This window comes from Roseiconus lacunae, assembly GCF_008312935.1.
Classification (GTDB): Bacteria; Planctomycetota; Planctomycetia; order Pirellulales; family Pirellulaceae; genus Stieleria; species Stieleria lacunae.
Genome location: NZ_VSZO01000002.1, coordinates 247228 through 268343 on the forward strand (window position 1 = coordinate 247228; position 21116 = coordinate 268343).

At 55.6% G+C, this 21116-nt stretch carries 11 protein-coding genes; 4 read left to right on the forward strand and 7 right to left on the reverse strand.

The window, feature by feature from the left end; genetic code table 11:
- Window positions 1-39: 39 nt before the first annotated feature.
- The 4 genes from FYC48_RS07300 to FYC48_RS07315 all read right to left on the reverse strand — a co-directional run bounded on the left by FYC48_RS07300 (window position 40) and on the right by FYC48_RS07315 (window position 8724).
- Window positions 40-3855 carry a protein kinase domain-containing protein gene (locus FYC48_RS07300; protein WP_149496038.1) on the reverse strand — a complete coding sequence of 1272 codons (3816 nt, stop codon included), beginning with the start codon at window positions 3853-3855 and terminating at the stop codon, window positions 40-42.
- A gap of 486 nt (window positions 3856-4341) precedes the next feature.
- Entirely contained in the window at window positions 4342-5940 is a 1599-nt protein-coding gene (locus FYC48_RS07305; RefSeq protein ID WP_149496039.1) for a solute:sodium symporter family transporter, read from the reverse strand.
- 103 nt (window positions 5941-6043) lie between these two features.
- Window positions 6044-7150 (reverse strand): Gfo/Idh/MocA family protein, encoded by a 1107-nt coding sequence (locus FYC48_RS07310; RefSeq protein WP_149496040.1) that lies wholly within the window; start codon window positions 7148-7150, stop codon window positions 6044-6046.
- A 347-nt stretch (window positions 7151-7497) separates the two neighbouring features.
- Window positions 7498-8724, reverse strand: a complete 1227-nt coding sequence (locus tag FYC48_RS07315) for an HD domain-containing phosphohydrolase (RefSeq protein ID WP_149496041.1) — start codon at window positions 8722-8724, stop codon at window positions 7498-7500.
- 208 nt (window positions 8725-8932) lie between these two features.
- Here FYC48_RS07315 and FYC48_RS28335 point away from each other — a divergent pair, with 208 nt between their 5' ends.
- The gene (locus tag FYC48_RS28335; RefSeq protein ID WP_235034129.1) at window positions 8933-9187 is read left to right on the forward strand and encodes a hypothetical protein; all 255 of its coding nucleotides are present in this window, start codon (window positions 8933-8935) and stop codon (window positions 9185-9187) included.
- A 79-nt stretch (window positions 9188-9266) separates the two neighbouring features.
- Window positions 9267-10085: a sugar phosphate isomerase/epimerase family protein gene (locus FYC48_RS07325; RefSeq protein ID WP_149496042.1), complete on the forward strand. Its 819-nt coding sequence runs from the start codon at window positions 9267-9269 to the stop codon at window positions 10083-10085.
- Window positions 10086-10281: 196 nt separating this feature from the next.
- On the opposite strand, the gene FYC48_RS07330 is transcribed toward FYC48_RS07325, so the two are convergent.
- The gene (locus FYC48_RS07330) at window positions 10282-12795 is read right to left on the reverse strand and encodes a c-type cytochrome (RefSeq protein ID WP_149496043.1); all 2514 of its coding nucleotides are present in this window, start codon (window positions 12793-12795) and stop codon (window positions 10282-10284) included.
- Between the two features lie 440 nt (window positions 12796-13235).
- Here FYC48_RS07330 and FYC48_RS07335 point away from each other — a divergent pair, with 440 nt between their 5' ends.
- Window positions 13236-16784, forward strand: coding sequence for a hypothetical protein (locus tag FYC48_RS07335; RefSeq protein ID WP_149496044.1), 3549 nt, complete (start codon window positions 13236-13238; stop codon window positions 16782-16784).
- Between the two features lie 163 nt (window positions 16785-16947).
- On the opposite strand, the gene FYC48_RS07340 is transcribed toward FYC48_RS07335, so the two are convergent.
- Entirely contained in the window at window positions 16948-18696 is a 1749-nt protein-coding gene (locus tag FYC48_RS07340; RefSeq protein WP_235034130.1) for an FG-GAP repeat domain-containing protein, read from the reverse strand.
- A gap of 340 nt (window positions 18697-19036) precedes the next feature.
- On the opposite strand from FYC48_RS07340, the gene FYC48_RS07345 reads away from it, so the two are divergent.
- A complete protein-coding gene (locus FYC48_RS07345; RefSeq protein ID WP_149496045.1) occupies window positions 19037-19537 on the forward strand; it encodes a DinB family protein in 501 nt (166 codons plus the stop codon).
- 65 nt (window positions 19538-19602) lie between these two features.
- Here the strand turns inward: FYC48_RS07345 and FYC48_RS07350 are convergent, their stop codons facing one another.
- The gene (locus FYC48_RS07350) at window positions 19603-21030 is read right to left on the reverse strand and encodes a DUF1501 domain-containing protein (RefSeq protein WP_235034131.1); all 1428 of its coding nucleotides are present in this window, start codon (window positions 21028-21030) and stop codon (window positions 19603-19605) included.
- Between the last annotated feature and the right edge of the window lie 86 nt (window positions 21031-21116).

Here is a 21116-nt window from a genome sequence, read left to right on the forward strand (position 1 = left end):
AAAGAGGAGTGTGCCGAACGATTCGGCACACTCCTTTTTTTAGTGATCGATCGGCGTCGGCCACCCGACGGTGTAGAGTCGTTCGAGTTGGTCGGGGCACTCGATCCCGCGGGTCACCATCAATTGCCGCAGTGAATCGTATTCGGCATCAGGATGCAGACTCATCAAGCCATCTTCGGCGGCGAGCTGGTACGGCATCAAGCTCTGCTTGCTAGCCAATTCGGCGGCGATGGAAAACGCCTTCGCGGCCGATTTAGAGCGTCCGGCCATCCGCCGCTCGACACCACGCATCAACGCTCCGAGCATTTGTGAAAACGCAAAGGGTTGTTGATTAAGACGGCGAATCGCGCCCCGAATCACTGCCAGCTCGCTCGACGGCTCCGCCGCCGCTGGGGCCCCCGCTTCGCGAATCGAAAGATGGTGCTGTCGCTGATGAAGCGATGTCAAACACAGTAAGTAATCGGCGACGACCTGCAGGATCGTGATCCGGCGAATTGGTGTTTGGCCAAGCTTACGACGCATCATCCGCACGATCTTCGATGCCTCACCAAAGCGTCCTTCATACAAGCCAACTTGAGCTTGATGAATCCACTGAAACAGATGCAATAATTCGGTGTTACCGGTATCGCTGACGATCCGGCAATTGTCACCACCGAATTGTTTGAGACGCTGAAGATTGTTGTTGACCAAGAATCCGTTGCCGGCGAATCCTGAGGTCGCGACAAATCGTTGATAGTTATCGTTGCGGCGATCGGCATCTTCGGCCATATCGTTCGCGTTGGATCGCAACGAATCCCACTGCCCCAAATGCCAGTCCGCCCAGAGTTTCAGCCAGCGCGTATGTGTCGATTCGAAACTCAAACGCCGCAGGTCATTCCCAAAATCGGTCATGCAACAGTCAACCGCTTTGGGCACCCCTTTCCATCGCATCGAAACAAGATTCAGAAATGCGAGACCGGACCAAACGTCGCCGGTTGTCCGGCCGGGAGGGACCGACTCAAGACGCCTGGCGAGCGTTTCAAGATATTTGCGTGAAGCGGCCAGCATGTTCGCTTCGCCACCGGCGAGCAATCCGCTCCAGATCTGCGCTCGGATTCCGTAGTGCAATCGATCGGCATCGGTACCACTGGTCAATGCCAAGTTTGCGCCGTGGGCCATCAACTGAATCGTCCCTTGAAAATCCAAAAACACCATCGATCGGGTCGCGTCACTGCAAAAGTACATAGCGGTGGTGACATCATCCGGCCGGTCGTGCTCGGCATCGGCGAGGACAAGCCGACGCAGTGATTCGACGTCAATCCGAGCGAGTTGTTCGTTAAGTTGCTGCAGATCTGATCGACACTTCGCCATCGCAATGGCATGCCTCGGCAAGATCGCCAGTTCCTCGGAAAGGTTTTCGATTAACGGACGTGCGATATCCAACCGTCCGCTGCGGACGAGCAACCGAGTGGCGGTGGCTTTGTAGCGACGTCGTTGATTGTCGTCGGTCGCCGTGTCGGCCAAAATTTCGTAATACGGTGCGGCCCGCTCAGGAAGATCAGCTTCTTCAAAACACCTCGCCGCGTCTCGCAGGTGTTTTAGCCGGGCTTTACCGGCAACTTGTTCAAGAACACGTTCATGCCAAACCGCGGCGTCGGCTTTCATGAACGCCCGGTCGGCGTTTTCGGCAGCTAAGATGGCAAATGGCAGCGCGGCCCCGTCTTGCTTGGCCGAGTACAAATGACCGGCAATGCGGGCGGCAAAGTCGCGTGGGCGATTGTGTTTCTTCAGTAATTCGGCCCAGGCCAAATGCGCACGTCGCATTTCATCGGGGTCTAAGTTCTCGATCAAGCCTTCGGCTATCTTGTCGTGAACCACGGTTACACATTCCGTCCCCGATGAATCATCGATCGCCAAACGCTGCCGAACCAGTTCGAACACCGAGATGTCGACCTGCTCGCCCAGCCCCGTCAACTTGGCTAGCTCGGCAATCGAAACCGGTTCGTTTGCCGCGACGATGAACGCCAGGATCGATTTCGCCGCATCGGTCAGGCTATCAAAGCGATCTCGCCAGAATCGATCCACGTCGCCGAGGTTTGAAATCGACGCATCACACGACGCTTCGACGCGGTGCAGCATTCCCCCCGGGCGAAATTCTTCGGCCAATTCGTGCAGGCGAAACGCATTGCATTTGGACAAACCGACCAGCTCTTGCAGTCCCGCGGCGTTGATGTTGGCGCCCCAACGCGTCGCGGCGGTCTGCAGAAACGAAATCGCCGCATCTTTAGGAAGCGGCCCCAAATGCAATCGAAGGTCGGCCGGGTAGCGAAGCTGAGTCTCGGCGTCCCGTGACGATGTGATGATCGCTAACGATCCGTGCGTATCGGCAAGCAGCGCGTCCCACATCGTATGGCTGTCGTGGTCCGACCATTGAATGTCGTCAATGATGATAAAAAGCGGACCTACCTTCCTCAATTCGCGGCTTAAGCGTTTCGCAGCTGTCAACGCATCCAAGCGCTGCGGTTGCCCGTCAAACGAAGCCGGAATCTCGTAGAGATCTTCGACGATCACATGCTTGAGCTGCGGGAACGATTTTTTAAGGATCGAGGCACTGACCGAATCGAGCGTGATCCGTTCTCGATCGCGTTGGGAGTAGCGTTGGGCAACTTGATCGGCCAATTGGTCAATCACTTGCAAGTTTTGCTTCTCGCGAGAGCGACAGCGGACACGGAACACCTGCCCCCACTGACTCTGACGAAGCTGTCGTTCGATCTCATCTAGCAGTCGAGTCTTCCCGGCTCCGGCGACACCATAGACGTGCAACCGGCCGGTCTTGCCACGATAGATATCGCGAATGAACTCTTTGCACTGCTCAAGTTCCTGGTCACGTCCGAACAGATGATGAGTGGTCATCAATCGAATGGGGTCATCGCCGGTCTTGGTCATCGAAACGATTTCCAGTGATGACGGTCGACGAGATCGATCAGCGGACAACATACCGGCGATCGCCATGCGTAAGACCGGCGGTATCTCTTCATCCATTTCCGAAACGGCGGACGCGATCGTCTGCTCATCTTCATCGCGGACCCAATCGGCAAACTCGCCGCGGCGAAGCCATTGGTCGTTCTTGGCAACCTCGTTCAAGCAATCCAGCATCACCAGCCCAAGGCTGAACACATCGCCGGCAGGCGTATAACTCTGCTCCCAAAGTGCTTCGGGAGAAAAATAACGCGGCGTTCCGGCAATATAGGGACGCAAACCTGAAGGGTCGGTTTCGGGATCACAATTGGCGACCAATCCATAGTCAACAATCACACCGTTGCCGTTGCCGCGTACCATCAGATTTGTGGGCTTTAGGTCTCTGTGAACTAACCCACCGAAATGCATCACCGCCAAACCGGACGCATAATCGTGTAATAGCGAATGCAGTTTTTGATAAGCGACCTGCCGTGGGAGATTTCGTAGTCGACGGGCAAACGTATAAAGCGTCTCCCCTTCGATCTCCTCCATCGTCAAGACGGTGTACTTGTCGATGACTTCGATGCGATCTGTTCGCATCAAAGCGGGATGACGAAAGGGCGACATCCGCCGAAAGCCCAGCTTGTTCCTGTACAAGTCGTGAGACGACATGCGGCAAAGCAACTTCAATGCACAACGTCGCTTGGACAGCAGGTCGAGCGCCGAATAAACAAAGCCAGCCTTGCCGCGTCCGAGAAGTTCGCGGATTTCGAAATCACCAAAACGTTGCCCGAGCTCCAGCGGCGACGTCATGTTGGTTTCTAGCGCATTGGACATTCTCGTTTCGCCTTCCCGCGCCGGGCGGATTGGCGTTTCACCAGATGGGTCCACGAACGGTTCTTCTGGAGGGGCGTCCATCGTATTTCGAGTGCTGTGTCACGACATGGCTGCGACGGTCGATAAGAGAGAACGAAGTATATACGGACGAAGATTTTCCCTGGTGACAATTATCCGAAACTATCAAACGAAGTCCTCGTAAAACGCCAGTTTGATGCACATCAACCGAATAGCTTCACTAAGAATTGATCGATCTGCAGCCAAATAGGTGTGCGCCCCCCTTCTGAGACGGGACAGAAAACCCACCACGATCGGTCTGCTGTCGCCAAAGCGACTGACATCGATTGCCACCGGCAACCGAACAACAAAATTCAACAAACTTCGGTGCGTCCGTCGTCCTTGCACACGGCGATGTAGTCGGCCGGGTTTCGAGTTCTTGGCGCTTGTCGCTACCTATCGCTCGAGTCGGTTTGTCAGGTTTGCCGGCAAATAGTCGGCTTGTTCGTCGCCGGTGTCACCGATGCCAACTTGGCTCCAAGAGCCTGAAACGCTTGCAGTGCAGAAAAATCAGATTGCAAAGAACACGTACACGCCAATCGCGAACAGAATCAACCCGGTGCCGACATAAGGAGCGCCTCGCCAAGGCGTCAAGTCAACCGCACCGACGTCCTTCTGCACGTAGGGTTCATCGCGGCGGAGGCCTAAAGCGGCGAGCGTCATTTGTAAGGCAATCAGCCCGACGAAGACCGCTGCCATGAAGTGATATCCGGATCCGAATAGCGTCGTGCCCGAAAACGTCCCAACGGCCATGATTACCAAGCCGACGATCAGCGTCGTCAGCGCTGACAACCCATCGGCTTTCTTATGCAGCATCCCCGCAATCATGATCGCCAAAATTGGGATGAAGTAGACGCCGTTGAGTTTTTGAAAGAAACCGAAGATCTCTTCTCGTCCATAGAACAGCGTGGGAGCCAGGATGACCGCGATCAGTCCCACGATGAAGCTGCACAATTGACCGGTAATCACGACTTCGCGGGTGCTCGCCTCGGGACGCAAATGGTGCTTGTAGATGTCCAGCGAGAACAATGTGGCGCTACTGTTGAGGACCGAATTAAACGTCGAAAGGATCGAACCGACGACGACCGCCGCAAAAAAACCACCAAGGGCTTCGGGCAAAACGCTTGCGACCAATGCCCCATAAGCTTTATCAGCTTTACCGTCGACGACCTCTGCAAATGCCGGATCGGTGTCGACGAGGTAGGCCGCCGCGATGCCGGGAACGACAAGGATCAGCGGCGCACAGATCTTAAAGAATGCAGCCAACATGACACCCTTTTGACCCTCGGCCAGGTTCTTGGCACCGAAAGTTCGCTGGATGATTTGCTGATTCGTCGACCAATAGAAAAAGTTCAAAAGCAAGACGCCGGTGAACAGCGTCGGCCACGAAACGTCTTCTTGCATCGTGCCAAGCGACCGAAAGGCATCGGGATCATGCTCGGCGATTTTTGTAAACGCCGAAAACAGGGTTCCGCCATCGGCAACCTTGTTCAGCGTGTAGTACGTGATTAGCAAACCACCGATCAAAAGGCCTGCGCCGTTAAATGTATCCGACACGGCGACTGCTTTCAGGCCGCCCCAGATCGCGTAGCCGCCGCCGACGATGGCGATAAAGATGATGACGGTCCATAACGTTTGGATTTCCGAAAGCCCCAATCGACTTTCCAGTTGCAACATCCCCGACAAACCTCTTGCCCCTAGATAAAGCACAAAGGGAAGCAGGATCAGCATATAGGCAACGACAAAAATTCCCGTCGTCGCGATTTGGACGCCGCTGCCGTAACGTTCTTGAAACAACTGTGGGATCGTCGCGATCCCCGATTTCAGGTAACGCGGTAGAAAAATCAGCGCCAACGCAACCAGCGAAATTCCCGCGACGACCTCCCAGGCCATCACCGATAGCCCTTCGTCAAACGCCGCCGCGTTCAAGCCGATCAATTGCTCGGTCGAAAGATTGGTCAGCAGTAGCGAACCGGCGATGAAAACTCCCGTCAGCGAACGACCGGCCAAGAAGTAACCTTCATCGGTCGCCTCCCCGCCGCCTCGGGTGATCAACCAAGTGGCGACCGCGACGAGCGCGGTAAAAAAGAAAAAGGTCGCAATTGTCATCGGTGTGGGGGCGGAAAAGCCGGGAAGGAATCAGGGGAAAGAATGGAAAAATTGACCGCCATCGAAATAGCGAGAGCAAGTGCGCTGGCGACACGTGTTTTCGCTAGCTACCGAAAGGAAGCAAACCACCGCCGGCTTCGTCGCTTCGGCGGCAGGCATCTACGATCTGTTGGGTCAGGATGCCACGACGGGTAAGGTCTTCGCGAAGGTCATTGTCGATCACCCGCTGGGCGAACGTGCGAACCATCGAAACCTCTTGCGCGTTTGCCTCGCCGCTGTGGAATTCATCGAAACGATGTGCGTCGGTCCGACGCTTGAAATTCCATTGGCAGTTGTCAATTTCAAGTTCGTGCCGATGAAGCTCGAACGTCGTTTGCGAGTCGTAGAGGGGCAAGACGTAATCATCGAGCGAGATGTATCCGGTCTCACCGGAAATCGTCGCCGTTTGTTGGTTGGCGCTAAAGAACGAGCAAAAGAAGGATGCCGTCGGCCCGTTCTCGAAGACCAGTTCACCGGAGAATTCCCCGGGAACCCATCCGTCGACGCCGTCGCGGGTGAGCTTCCGAATGGTTCGCCCGCTGACTTGTGCGGGAGCTTGAAAGTCCATCGCCCAGAGAATCATTCGGATGCAATACCAGCCCAGATCACCCAAGCAACCGTGCCGTTCGAGCACCGGATCGGTGCGAATGTTGTCGTTTTGAAATTCCTTGTCACCGGTGAACGAGAAATGCGTTTGGATTCGGCGAATATCACCGAGTTGTCCCTGGGCAACGGCGTCGCGAACGTTGCCGATCCGCTTGCTGTGATCGAACATCACACCGTCCATCAACAGGACCGAATTGTCGCGGCATGCCTGAAGCATTTCGAGGGCATCTTCGGCCGTATCGGCAATCGGCTTTTCGATCAGCACATGTTTTTTTGCATTGGCCGCGGCGATCACCCAAGACTTTCGCAATCCCGTCGGAAGCGGCACGTAGACGGCGTCGACTTGATCGCTTTCGATCAGTGCTTGGTGGTCACCGAAGGCTTCGGGACGCTGCGCAAACGGCGCGGCCCGCTCGCACTCGTCGATGAACTGGTTGGCTCGATCGAGGTTCCGACTGGAGACCCCGCTGACAACCCCGTTTCCGCTGAGATGGATCGCTTTCCAGTTTTTTCGGGCAATGTTTGCCGAGGACAAAATTCCCCATCGGCAGATCGAATCACTCATCAATGTCGCTCGCGTCAGAATCGCATAGGTCGGGTGCGTTCATCAGCCGGATGGTTCTCGACCGTTGGCGTTTGATCCGAAAAAGTCGCGGTCCTTCCCGCAATTCTCACGGCACAAAAGGCAACATCGGACGGTGCCCCGATGGAGAACTCAGCGGGCGGTGATGTCGACACTCCGTATTCTCCACCACCGAAGGGAGGAGAAAGGCTTGTAGAAAAGCTCAGAGGATAGCATGGAACGCCCTTGCTGTGCGTCCCGTCTCATAGGAATTGACAAGCGATCTTACCCCCGCGGGAACCGATCTAACGCTTTGGGCAAACTCGATCGACGCGGCAGCCCGGCGACAATCAGTCGGCGTATTCGACCTGAACACGAACGATTTCCGAAGCCCCACGAAAGAAGGCGTCGAGAACGACCGGGTCGAAATGCGAGCCCCGACCGTCCTCCATAATCCGGAAGCATTTCTCTCGTGGCATCGCTTTCTTGTAAGGACGCTCGGAAGACAAAGCATCGAAAACGTCGGCCACCGCCGTGATTCGTCCTTCGATCGGGATGTCTTCGCCGGCCAGCCCGATGGGATAACCGGATCCGTCAAATTTCTCATGATGGGTTTGCGCGATACTGGCAGCCAACCGCATCAGAGAATTCTCATCGGAAAGGATCTCCGCACCAGACTTGACGTGCCCACGCATCAAGTCGGCTTCGTGTCCGACGTAGGGCTGTATGATTTGACGTCCGTGTTTCACATGTCGCTGGATGACTTCGTACTCCTCCGGTTCGAGCTTTCCCGGCTTGAGCAGGATCGAATCGGGAATTGCGATCTTTCCCACGTCATGCAACTGCGCGGCGAGTTCCAGGTCACCGATGAAGCTTTCCGAGAGCTCGAGCTGGCGTGCAATGATGCCGGCATACCGCCCGACTCGAATCACATGGTTACCGGTATCGTTGTCTCTCAACTCGGCCGCGCGTGCCAAGCAGTGGATCGCATCGCGCCGAGTGTCTTCGAGTTGCTTCGTACGTTTGCGAACGATGCCCTCGAGGTTCTGTGTGTATTTGATCAGGGTGTCCCGGTACTGCTTGCTTTGTAGCGCATTGCGAACCCGAGGTGCGAGTTCCATCGGGTCGATCGGCTTGAGTAAAAAGTCAGTCGCGCCCAATTCCAGGCATCGCAATTTAACTTCACTATGGCTGTTGGCGGTGAGGATCAGCACCGGCAACTGGCGAAATCGTGGGACGCTACGGATCTGCGAAAGAATCGAGATACCGTCGACTTGGGGCATGTTGATGTCCAGCAAGACGACATCGGGTTCGGCCGTGTGAAGCAGATTGATTGCCAGCGTCGAATCGGTCGTCGTTACAAAATCTTCATGCCCGGCTTGCCCCAGCAGACGCTTCGCGACTTCAACGTTGATCGATTCATCGTCAACGATCATGATCCGCCCCGGCGGCACGTTCTCGGCGCGACCGACTTGTGCCTGTGGGTTCAAGACAAGTGGCGCGTTGACCTCGGGAACGGGGATTCCTTGGGCCGAATGAAACGTAGCGGGGGAGTGTGGGTGCACCGTCGTGGTCATGGTCGCTCGTGATCGAAGGTGGGCTTTTCCCAAACTTGGGACCGTCCTAAAGACCAACGGAACTTTTCGTGGTTCGATGGTTCACGATGCAGGTTTGCCCTCTTGCTTACGTTCCGGTTACAACGAATTTGCCAAACACACAACTCGGCCAATCGGCTAAACGAAACCGCGATTGTACCGGCGACCGATCGATCATATTCGATGTCTGATGGCCGTTTGCACGTGCGTCGACCATCGTTTGCTCAGACGTTGTGTGTTATCCTCTCCGCACCTCAATTCCTCGGGCTTACCAAGGGATCAACGCGAGACCATTTTCGGTGCGGTTGCCGACCGTGTTTCGCAGTGGTGCGACCGGCTGGACGAACCGATCGATCAAACACTGGTCGCCGAAGTCAAAGAGATTCTGAAGCCGATTCACAATTGGGTCTACGTCGAAGGCAAACCGGAAGACAACGACGATTGATCCCCCCTTTATCGAACGATCACTTTTTCTTACGACACGCGACTCTCCCATCCTGTTCGCGTCTCCACCGGAGTCCACCATGAAATCATGCATCACTATCTCTCTCGTCGAAGAAGCTCGCGGCGGCCCATTTGTCCTATGGGATGGACTCGAAGAATCGATCCGCTTCGCCGGCGAACTTGGGTTTGACGCGGTCGAGATCTTCGCCCCATCGATCGAAGCATTAAAACTTGACAGGCTTGGCGGATTGCTCGATTCGGCCGGCGTCAAGCTGGCCGCCCTGGGGACCGGGGCGGGATGGGTCAAGCACCGTCTACAACTCGCCGACGCAGACGCCGAAAAGCGCGCGCAAGCCAAAGCGTTTGTCCGCAGCGTGATCGACGCCGCCGGTCAATTCGGCGCGATGGCAATTATTGGGTCGATGCAGGGACGTAGCGATGATCAAGTCGATCCGGCGACCGCGCGCGGCTACTTGGCCGAAGCCCTGGAAGACGGTGGCGAACACGCACGCCAATACAACGTGCCGCTGATCTATGAACCGCTCAATCGATACGAAACCAACCAATGCTGCACCGTCGAAGACGGCGTTAAGTTGCTGCAGTCACTCAACACCGACAATGTGCGACTGCTATGCGATCTGTTCCACATGAACATCGAAGAAGCGGACATCGCACAAGGCCTACTGATCGGTGACAAACTGGTCGGGCACGTTCATTTTGTCGACAGCAACCGACGTCCGGTCGGTTATGGGCACATGCAGTATGTTCCGATCATCGACGCACTGCGAGAGATTGGGTACGACGGCTATCTGTGTGCCGAAGCATTCCCATGGCCGGACCCTCACGAAGCGGCTCGTCAGACGATGCGTGCGTATCGCTACTGGACGTCACGGAAGTAAGGGCAACGAAAAAGGGCGGTCGACCAATGGCCGACCGCCCTGCATTTTCATCGACACCCGAGCGACGAGTGCTAGGTGTCCCAATTGACTCTCGGATTCAGACGCTCGTCGGTAGCCGTGGTTTCGGTGCAACAACCGGGGCTTCACGCCCGTCGGTTGATGACTCTAACCCGCATTCTTCAAATGGGACGAAGCCCTAGTCTTTCGAGGCTCGATAGATCGAATGCGACTTGTTTCCGCCGGCGCGTAGGTACGCGATCAAGTCGACGATTTCTTCTTTCGTGAAGGTATCCAACAAGCCGGCAGGCATCATGCTGGCCTTCGCAGGTCGAGTCTCCTCGACAGACTCACGAACGACGTCGGTGAGCGCCGACGGATCAAGCATGTTGGTCATCACGCGAAGCTTGTTACCGCTCATGTTCACCACACGACCGACAACGATTCGCCCTTCGTCGGTTAGAAACTGAGTCGCACCGTATTGATCACTGATCACCTGATTGGGATCGATGATCGCCGTCAGTAAATCCTTCGGGGAGAACCGTCCGCCAGCACCGGTGAGGTCCGGACCGAGGATTCCGCCTTGGATTCCCATTCGGTGACACTTGTAACACTGAGCGGCCGCGAACACTTTCTCGCCGTTAGCGAAGTCAGGTGCATCGCTTTGATCGACAACCGGAAGCAGCTCGTCAATCGTCCAATTTTTGACCAACGCCCGCTGTTCAGTTTCCCCCTCTTCCACCTTCGGCGGATTGATCACGTCGGCCAGCTTTTCTTTCAACGCCGGATCGACGTGTTCCAAAGCCGCATTCTTGATGTTGTTGATGAATCCACCAAACGACATACCGCCACGAGCGCGTTGCAACTTACTGAACCATCCGAAGTAGTCACGTGCCGACCCTTCATCCCAGTCGCCGGCCGAATCACGCAACGTCAGTGCATAAAAGATTTGGTTTTCCTGGCTGGGCGCGGAGGCCATCGCATCGATGATGGCACGGGTCGCGCCGGGAGCATCGACGTACGTCAGCATCTGTGCCAGTTCACGATCGAGGTTGTCATTCCCGGAAGGGAACTGTCCCTGAATCTTGTCGACCACTGCGGCACGCTGCTCGTCGTTAAATTCGCCGAGGCGGATAGCGACCAGCGCATACGCTCGCAATAGATCGATCTTGCCCTGGTCAGACAATTTGCCCCAATCACATTTTTCGAGCGCGCCGAGAGCGAGTGCTTGATCTGCTTTTTCACCCGTCCGGGCCAGTGCCACGACCGCGATAATCCTTGCATGATCTCCATTGATCGAATCAAGCTGGTCTTTCCAAGCATCGGCGCCTTGGTGCTCAAGTGCGATTCGAGCGGCGAAGCGAACTCCACGGTCTTTCGACCCAAGATGCTTCATTGCCAAGCCAACGGCTTTCGGCTTTGGACCGCCAAGGTGAAACGACTCCAATCGCTTGCGAAGTTTGACGAAGCGAGCTTCCGCTTCGCCGGACTCGTTCGGCTGGTCAGCCACCGGCTCGGTTGACTGTGTGCCTGTGTACACAATTCGGTATAGACCGCTTTGCGTTTTTCGGCCACCGATCGCAAAGTACAACGCGCCATCTTGGGGACGAACGACCAAGTCTGTCACGGGCAGTGGGGCAGCGGTCGCAAACGTTTCGTAATTGCCTGTGTAAGTACTGCCGTCGGTTTCGAGATGAACCGCATGAATATTGCCGTAGCTCCAGTCGGCGATGAACAACGCATTTTGATACTTCGCAGGGAACTTTGCGCCGTAACCAAAACAGATTCCTGTCGGTGATCCCGGCCCGATGTTGACCGCCGCGCCGAATGAGTCGGGGTAGTATGCCGGCCATTTCCCGGTGCCATTTCGCCAGCCAAATTCAGCCCCGCTGACCACGTGGTTGATACGCGTGGGGCGATACCATGGTGTACCGACATCCCATTCCATATCGGCGTCGTAGCTGAACAGGTCGCCCGATCGATTGAGCGCGATATCGTATTCGTTGCGGAAGCCGGTCGCGATCAATTCGAAGTCGCTTCCATCGGGAGCGAACGACCCGACCCATCCGCCGGGTGCCATTCGATCGCTGGCATGCCCGCGCGCGTCGGGCATACGTCCGAGCAAGTGATCTTCGTCCCACACCTGAGGAACTCGGCTGCGTGCGATGTCTTGGGGCAACTTGGTCATGTTGCCACCGCAGGTAATGATTCGCTTGCCATCGTGCGAAAGGATCAACGCGTGTGGACCGTGTTCGCCGCCGCCTTGAAGGGGCAGGATGTGCTTGACAGAATCGTACCGGTCATCACCGTTGGTATCTTGCAATCGGTAAACACCGTTGTCACTTTGCTTGCGACCGTTGACGTTGACGTACAGCGAATCAAAGGCGAACAGCAGCCCTTGGGCGGACTGGATCTCGACATCGAGTGCTTCGATCTTGGCTTCTTCGCCAGAGACGTCGATACGGTAAAGCGAACCATCTTGGTCGCAAGCAACCAACCGGCCTTTGGGATCGACCGTCAAGCTTACCCAGGAACCTTGTTCACGGGCGGGGACTTCGTAAACGAGTTGGACTTCGAAGCCCTCCGGAACGCTAAATTGTTCCGGCGGAGTCACTCCCAGTTTGGCGTGTGCAAATTGCGTCACGGTCGTGGCGGCGGACATCGCCATCATCACGACGAGGAAGCGAAGTGTTTTGAAAGGCCGTCTCGGCATTCGTTTGAACTCACGATTGAGGTGGTTAGAAAACGTTGTTGGACAGGCCCGCCGCATTTAACTATCACAGGTGCCGAATCGTCGGCTGGGAGAGTGAAATGCAAGGTATCCGGAGGGGCCGGACAGATTTCCTGGCCATGATTGATTTGCCTCCGGAGGAACGTCGGACGTCGGCACGCCACCTGTCTTTTTTGGAAGATTTTTTTCCAAACGAACAAAACGTGGGGGCGAGAGGTGGCCAACCGAGCGAGGCGGGAAGATCCCCATCATAGCCACATAAAGGCCCGCTGGGCAACGCTAAGTAGACGCCGACGGTAGCCTGAAGTTCACACGCCGTCCCGCCCGGCAGAGGGTCGCCGGCTAGTCAGGCAAATTGCCGCGTACATTTTGCTATGTTGATCGATGAAACGTCCTCGTCGCCTCTAACCAACCGGACCTCTATGTCATTGATCAGTGAAAATCTATCGTTGTTTCGCGAACCGAAAGATTTACAGCGTTCAGTGGGCTGGTACCGCTCGGTGACAAACGATCCGGCCGAACGCGAAAACCTGCGAACCTATTTGGAATTGCAATTGGCGTCGGCGGGTTTGTTGTCCGCACACAGCGAAGACGCGAACTCAATGACTGAGTTTTCGAGTGAAATTCTTGGCAGTATCCGGGAAAAGGCTCGGCTGCTTGCTTCGCACCGAGCCCCGATCGATCAACGAATCGAAACGTTCCTCAATCGGTACTTTGCCGACTGCACCGAAGGCAAGGAGCTGCACGTCCCCAGTGGCACGTTGGTTTTGGACCGTCACGGGATGGCCCGTGAATTGAGCCTGCCCTTCGATGGTGATGAATTCAGCAACGACTTGGTCAGTTCCTATCGCTGTGCCAACGGGATTTTGAATAACCCGCGGGCCGATCGCCGAACCACCGCCGGGACATTCCACGTGGTCCAAGGTGGATTGCCGATCCCAGGCGATAAACGCGCCGTGCCGATGAATGTGTTCGTCAATTTGTTCCGAGCGGCGATGTCGCCGCCCGATGATTTGATGACGCTGCCCTACACCAGCCAAGCCGACTCGCCGGCGAAGACCTGGGTATCACTGTTGCTGCGGCCTTTGGTTTGTCCCGAGGTCCCTGGTTTCACCGAAGCGAAACGCATGGAAGTTCGCTTCTTCGCCCCCGGTTGCTTGATCAGCAATCTGGACTTCGTCGAATCGATCTTTGGCAACGCAGGCGATCCGTTGATCCCCGCCAACGACGCCGGATTGGACGTCCATGGTTGGACCGGGCACACCGGCTGCGTGATTTTGGCACCGCACCTAACCAAGTTGACTAAGAAAGAACTCGGCCTGCCGCCAATCAGCGAAGCAACCGAACGCCAGAAAGCAGATGGCATGTGCTGGAGCGATGAGTCGGAACTGTATAACAACGGCACCGCATTCAAGCTCACTTGCCGTGACCGCAGCGGAGTGGTCGTGACGCTGATCGCCGACAACTACTACGGCTATTGCAAAAAGGAAGTCAAAACGCAAATCAGTTACGCCTGCAATTTGATGGGGCGAGCCGAGGAAGAACATGCCGGTGGTGCGTTGGCGTTCGCGTCCTATTCGTTGGGCGAAGAATTCCAAGTCGATAGCCAACGGTATAACGGCCGAACATTTGCCGACGTTTCCCGTGATTACGCCGATTTCATCGACGTCCAACCGGAAGGTTATGGCATCGACAAAAACGACAGTTCGATCATTTACATCCCCGAAAACGCCAAAGCAACGCTCGCCGAACGTTGCATCAAATGGACGCGTGACGGCAAAGAGCACCGGATTCGGCTGCGTCCCGAGCAAATTTACATCGCCCCGAGCGGCTACAAAATTCGACTCGAAAAACACCCCAACGCCCCGTCATGGCGTTTGGTCGGCACCGTCGGCGAAGGCATCTACTGCCATAAACCGTGTACGGTCAGCGGCGGCGGTAAAAGCGAAATCAGCAAGAGCCTTCGCGATTACATGCTCTACGGTCCGATCTTCATCGGCGAACGCGAGAGCGACTTCGCCAAGCTGGACGAGATTTTCGAGCGAGATTATTCCGACCGCTGGAGTGACAGCTACACCGGGCGGACGGACTACACCGACGGCCCCAGCCGCAGCGTGCTGAATTACCAACGCAGCCTGGGAAGTGTGATCAAACTGCTCACTCCGTCGCCCGATTACAACGACAAATACAACGAATGGTTGGCGACCATCCCGCCGCACGTTTATTCGATGGCGTTGATCATCAAGCGTTTCACCGGTGAGACTCACGACGAAAATTGGCGTGATCGATTCGGCGTCGACATCGTCAACGGTGTTCCCGGTCATGAACTGAAAATCGGCGAGCGATCTCTGGTCGGGACATACCTCCGCGTCGGATTGGATCAATCGCGTTGGCGAACGTTCAAGCTGCGGCAAGATTTCATCGCCGCCGCCAAGGTCCAGCGTGAAGACGACATCAGCGCAAGCACCGTCGTGCCCGCCGATCGCTTGGAAACGGTTGGCAAGAACCTGGACGATACCCATAGCTACAAGTTTGTCGAGAACTGCGAATATCGCCTGTTCCAACGTCCCGACGATGCCATTCACCGTGGCTTGGACAAGCAAACTGAATTTGATCTGTCCCAGTCGGGCAACTTCATCAGTAACTTTCACCCACTGACAACAGAAGAAGTTCGCGAGATCGTCGATGACTCGATCGAATTCGATAAGTTTACCGCCCCGGTTCAAGAGCTTTTGCAAAATGCGGCACGCCGCGGCGATAGCTTTGTCGTCAGCACGTCGGACCCGCGTTTGGTCGATGGGAAACGGACCAAAAACCCGCGGTATCTACAGGATCGTCCCGACTTGGTTAACGCCCGGGACACCTACGTCGCCCGCCGCGGCGTGCAGTTCCATCGCGGACTGAAAGCGGATGACCCGATCCATCTGCCTGTCGGTGCGGTCCTCGGCGGTCGCCGAAACAACCCGCCGGACAAAGAAGCCGGTATCCGTTCGCTCGCCGTGTACTCGCCGGTTCATTACCAGGAGTTACCCGAACTGGTCATGGACTACCTTTGCTCACTGACCGGGAAGAGCCCCAGCACGACCGGCGCAGGAAGCGAAGGGGCACTGACCAAAGGGCCGTTCAATGCGTTGATGCCATCGACCGATTTGAACAACATGATCGTGGCGATGATCTTGACCGAGCTAGGTGGTTTTAGCACTGCCGCCGGTCACGTCGGGCCACGCTATGAAGTAGGGCACGACATCTCGCTGTTGATTCCCGAGATCTGGTGCCGACTGTCGCCCGAAGAACGCCGTCCCGAAAAAATGATCGAAGACGGCATGCTGGAAAAAATCGAAGACTTTGAGCACAACGGTGAATCGATTCCCGCCAGCCGGCTCGGCTATCGGATCACCAACCGATTCGTCCGTAAGTACATGGCGAGAATCTTTGATAACCCTAGCAAGGTATTCAGCGAAGAAATTCTCAAACCAGAACTTCAGGACATGGAGTCTTTCGCCGACGGAATCTTGCACATCGCCGAAGCCCAGCAGCGGGTCGCGAAGCGGTACTTCGAAGACGGCGGCTATGAACTCGCGTGTCCTCCGCTTCGCGCGATTTTGAGCATCTTGGTTGAAGGCACCTACGAAGGAAAGACGATCGCCGATCCCGAGGTCCGAGATCTCTTCACGCTCGAAAATATGCTTAACAGTGATTGGTACCAACGCCGATTGGTCGAGCAGCGCGATCGAGACGTTCAGCACTGGAAAGATTTCATCGATCGAATCGAGCGATACCTCAAGTCACTCGGGGACCATAAACCAATGGCTCAGTTGAACCTTGAGACCCGTTTGAAGTACGCGAAGGAACAGCTCGCCAACGCAGAGTCGGAAAGCTATGTCGCTAGTTTGCGAGGTACGCTCGGTGCCGACCCAATGCGCGTCTCCGCAAACGATCCGGTGATGGCCGATAAATTGGCCGGGGTTTAAGGCTAACGCTGATGAGTGCAGATCAATACCGGCGAGCATGAACCATGCCGACGGTTGCGTCATCTGTCAGGCTTAGCATTTGACCTACTTAGCATCTGGCAAACCACACAAAAGGCGATCGCGGGAACGTGCCCGCGGTCGCCTTCGTTTGTAAAACGATGAATCAATCGTTTACGGGGCGGATGATTAAACAATCCAGACCAAACATCATCGACTGTTTGGCCCTGGGATTCGCGCCGGCGATTTGCACTCGCAATCGATGGCTTCCGACGGCGCTAAATTCTCCCAGCGAAATTCGTCCGGTGGTCTCGACATTCGATTCGTATAGGTCAATGGGATCACCCAACGTTTCGTCGTCGATTAGAAACTGAACGATCCCATAGTCACGAGCGCAGGTCAGGATTGCCTCCAGCTTGACGCTTCCGGCCAGTTCCGGGAGGTCGATCGTCAACGTGTCACCTCGGGTTGCACCGGTCCAAAAAAGCTGTGCGTCGCCGCTCCAGTGATCTCCGCCGAATCCGCTCATCGATTGCGATCGGACTGCTCCCGCCGAAACTTCGGGCTTCAGTGCTTCGCCTTCGATTAAATTTGCGTTCCCAGACGCGAGTCGAATCCCGCCTGACTTTGGGCCGCGTTTGCGACTGACATTTTCGAGCGATGGTAGCTTGGGACCGTCGTACAACTTTGGCTGCGCGGCATCCCAAACCGCTTGGCTAACCGATGTCGCACGGTGTAGCAACACGTGGCCACCTTTCATTCCGCCAAGGACAATGTCTGGAAGATCGTCATGGTTGACGTCAACGACGTTCACTTGGCGACCAATGCCGGTGTCGGAAGCCGCTCGATAGGGGATCCAATTGACGCCCTGTTCGGATCGTTCCAGCTTGAACCAATAAACCACCGCGCCGGCGTCCCACATTGGACTCTGGCGATGGTGGGACCAGTAAGTCTTGCCGGTCACGATGTCTTTCAATCCGTCACCGTCAATATCGGAGAGGGCGACCGAATGAAGTTCACTGAATAACACCCCATAGCGATTTTCAGCCGGGTGCGAGCCCATGATCAGGTGCTGTTTAAAAGTGATTTGGCCGTTGTCTCGAATTTGCTCGTACCAGGAAAGGCCAAAGTCATGTGCGGCTTCACTGGTGATCACGTCATTGTCCCCATCCCCGTCGACGTCATAAGCGAACATTTCGGCGCCGCCGTATGCGGTACTAAACTTGATTTCGTGGCGCCGCCAGCGTGTCGTCGTTGCCGACTTCGATGGTTGCTCAAGCCAGCCTCCCGCGAAAAGGATGTCATTCAAGCCATCTCCATTGATGTCCCCCACACCCAACCCATGACCGAACCGTGACGCCGCGATTTGTTCGGACACGGGGTGAAACGTCCAGGGCTTCAATCCGTCTTTCCAATCGATCGTCGCAAATCCGTACATCCCGTCACGCGTACAAACCAGTTCGGGACGTTCGTCGCCAACAATGTCCACCAATTGCGGTGACTCATTGGAGACCCAATCGATCACCTGATGTTGTTTCCAATGTGAATCATGGTATTCCTTGCCGTTCGCGTCCGACCCAGGATTTTCGTAGACGGACGCAGGCGTTCCCGGAAAGCCGACGACGAAAATATCCGCATGACCGTCGCCGCTGAAATCGTTGACCCACGAAAAGAAATTGTCCGCATAGCGGTTTCGATCCTGCGGGACCGGCTTGCGAATTTCATGCTTGGCCTGAAAATCGGGACCGGCAAACCAATACGGTCCGTAAACGATGTCCATCTCTCCGTCGCCGTTGATATCGCCCGCCCCGGCGCCTTCGGAAAAATAGGTGTCGGTCAGTTCCACCGTCTCAAACGTATGGATCGTTTTATCTTCTGCCTGAAGCGGTGACTCACCGAAAACTGAAATGCTCAACAATCCTGTGCCGCAAAAGACAAAAAGCAGACGAGCGAGACGAACGTGGTCCGCATCTTCGTGTCTGATAAAGTGACGACGTGGCGAATGATCCACACGCCTCTTCACCCGTCGATAAACAGATAATCTTAAGAGTTCGATTAAAGAAGAAACTCGACGATTCACAGCGAGGCACCTCGTTCATTGGTGAAAGTGAATTTAGGCGGGATGGACGATCTTAACGCCATTTCACGACCAGATGTCGGGAATCTGGCCTCCTCGGGCTCGGAAACTCCACGAACGATTCTTGTCACGACCTCTCGCTTTCGGCTTCATCCTCTCAATTCAGTAGGAACATTCGATGTCCACGATTGACTATATTCGGCGCAGTCTGCAAACCAGCCGAAACCTAACGCTGGCGTTGATCGATGATCTAAAAGACGCGCCGATGCAGGTTCCAACAACCAACGGAGGCAATCCACCGATCTGGATTCTCGGGCACCTGACCTACGGCGAGGCGAATATTGTCGAAAGCATCATCGAAGGGAAACCAAATCCACTGCTATCGTGGGACGCGACGTTTGGCGCCGGAAAAGAGCCTTCAACCGAACTGGAATCCTATCCGCCGTGGGACGAACTTCGCGAAGCCTTCGAAACCGTGCGTGAGAAGACACTTGCGTTGTTAGATCGCCTTGACGACGCAGATTTGGAAAAACCGGTAAAGAAGTGCCCCGAGGGCCGTGAGGATTTCTTTGGAACGATTGAACAATGCATGATGGTGCTGACGCTTCACCCTTTGATGCACTATGGCCAACTCACCGACTCACGACGGGTTTTGGGACGAGCGCCGTTGCGAAGATAACGGATCGATCTTATTGGTCCTGCGTCGATCGTCGCACCAACGAACGCCCGCCCCCAAGCCCCATGTCAGGCAATTAATTCGTCGATGACTTTGCCACCGAATTGGCTAAGCTGCTTGAAACGTCCGGCGTGGTAGTAGGTCAGCTTGTTATCGTCCAAGCCCAATAGTCGTAGCAAGGTCACGTGCAGATCTCGCACATGATGTACATTCTCGACCGCTTCGGCGCCAGTTTCGTCCGTCGCTCCGATCGTGTGGCCGGCTTTGACACCTCCGCCGGCAAGCCAAATAGACATCGCGTTAGGATTATGGTCTCGGCCATATGCGGTCCCACCACGGACACCGTTATCAGGTGAGCGGCCGAACTCTCCGCACCAAACGATCAGTGTTGAATCAAGCAACCCACGATCTTTCAGGTCTTGAATCAACGCCGCGATCGGCTGGTCAACCGCGCGAACCAAACTGCCGTGCGCTCGCTGGATGTAATCATGGCTATCCCAACTCCCGTGATACAACTGTACGAAGCGAACCCCGTTCTCGATCAACTTACGGGCCAGCAAACACTTTCGTCCGAAGGTCCGCGTCGGTTCTTGGTTGACACCATAAAGCTGCAAGGTACGTTCGGTTTCGTCCGAAAGATCGAGAACCGTAGGGACTTGCATTTGCATGCGAAATGCAAGTTCATAGTTGGACATCCGAGCCGCCAAGTCCTGATGCGTCGGGTGCTTTGCCGCATGGCGCCGATTCAGTTCGGCAATCAGATCAAGGTTGAGCCGCTGTTGTTGACGAGGGATTCCAGCCGGTGGATCTAGATCCAAAATGGGGCTGCCGCTAGGCCGAAGTGCCGTGCCTTGGAACTGGGCGGGCAAGTATCCGTTACTCCAGTTCGCCGAGCCACCCTGTGGATACGACACCGCCGGCAGTACCACAAATCCCGGCAAGTCTTGGTTGATTGATCCCAAGCCATACGTGACCCAGGCGCCCATCGCTGGATCACCGCCGAATCGATTGCCACAATTCATCTGATACATCGCGGTGGGATGATTGACGCTATCAACCTGGCAACCGCGATAGAAGCACAGCTCATCAGCCACGCCGGCGAGGTGCTCCCAATTGGATGCCATTTCGGCGCCCGACTGGCCAGCTTGCTTGAAATCGAAAGGGCTTTGCACATAGTACCGTTTTCCGCTTTCCATTGCGGATTTCTGCTTACCGGCACGATTGAATTCTTTCAGGTGGAGTTGCTTGAGTTTAGGTTTCGGATCAAAGGTATCCAAGTGTGACGGGCCGCCTTCCATCATCAAAAAAATACAGCGTTTTGCCTTAGCCGGAACGTGCTGTGGCTTGGGCGACATCGGGCCGGCATTTGGATTTGCCGCAAGGTCATCGGCCATCATTGCCGTCAGCGCGACACTACCAAGACTGGCGCCCAAACCATACAAGACGTCGCGGCGTGGTACGCGTGCGGCCGACAGTGTTGATTGTTTTTTCGGCATGGCATTGATCATAAGGTTCGGCGGCTAAAATGTTTCAACGAGCGTGCCGGCTTTCTTCGAGACGGCTGCGATCAACTGCTGTGATC

What these genes read in the sequence shown, in the direction of transcription:
- FYC48_RS07350 (WP_235034131.1), bottom strand. Translation starts at nt 21,030, where the DNA reads ATGCCGAAAAAACAATCAACACTGTCGGCCGCACGCGTACCACGCCGC.
- FYC48_RS07335 (WP_149496044.1), top strand. Translation starts at nt 13,236, where the DNA reads ATGTCATTGATCAGTGAAAATCTATCGTTGTTTCGCGAACCGAAAGAT.
- FYC48_RS07300 (WP_149496038.1), bottom strand. Translation starts at nt 3,855, where the DNA reads ATGGACGCCCCTCCAGAAGAACCGTTCGTGGACCCATCTGGTGAAACG.
- FYC48_RS07345 (WP_149496045.1), top strand. Translation starts at nt 19,037, where the DNA reads ATGTCCACGATTGACTATATTCGGCGCAGTCTGCAAACCAGCCGAAAC.
- FYC48_RS07310 (WP_149496040.1), bottom strand. Translation starts at nt 7,150, where the DNA reads ATGAGTGATTCGATCTGCCGATGGGGAATTTTGTCCTCGGCAAACATT.
- FYC48_RS07315 (WP_149496041.1), bottom strand. Translation starts at nt 8,724, where the DNA reads ATGACCACGACGGTGCACCCACACTCCCCCGCTACGTTTCATTCGGCC.
- FYC48_RS07325 (WP_149496042.1), top strand. Translation starts at nt 9,267, where the DNA reads ATGAAATCATGCATCACTATCTCTCTCGTCGAAGAAGCTCGCGGCGGC.
- FYC48_RS07330 (WP_149496043.1), bottom strand. Translation starts at nt 12,795, where the DNA reads ATGCCGAGACGGCCTTTCAAAACACTTCGCTTCCTCGTCGTGATGATG.
- FYC48_RS07305 (WP_149496039.1), bottom strand. Translation starts at nt 5,940, where the DNA reads ATGACAATTGCGACCTTTTTCTTTTTTACCGCGCTCGTCGCGGTCGCC.
- FYC48_RS28335 (WP_235034129.1), top strand. Translation starts at nt 8,933, where the DNA reads ATGGCCGTTTGCACGTGCGTCGACCATCGTTTGCTCAGACGTTGTGTG.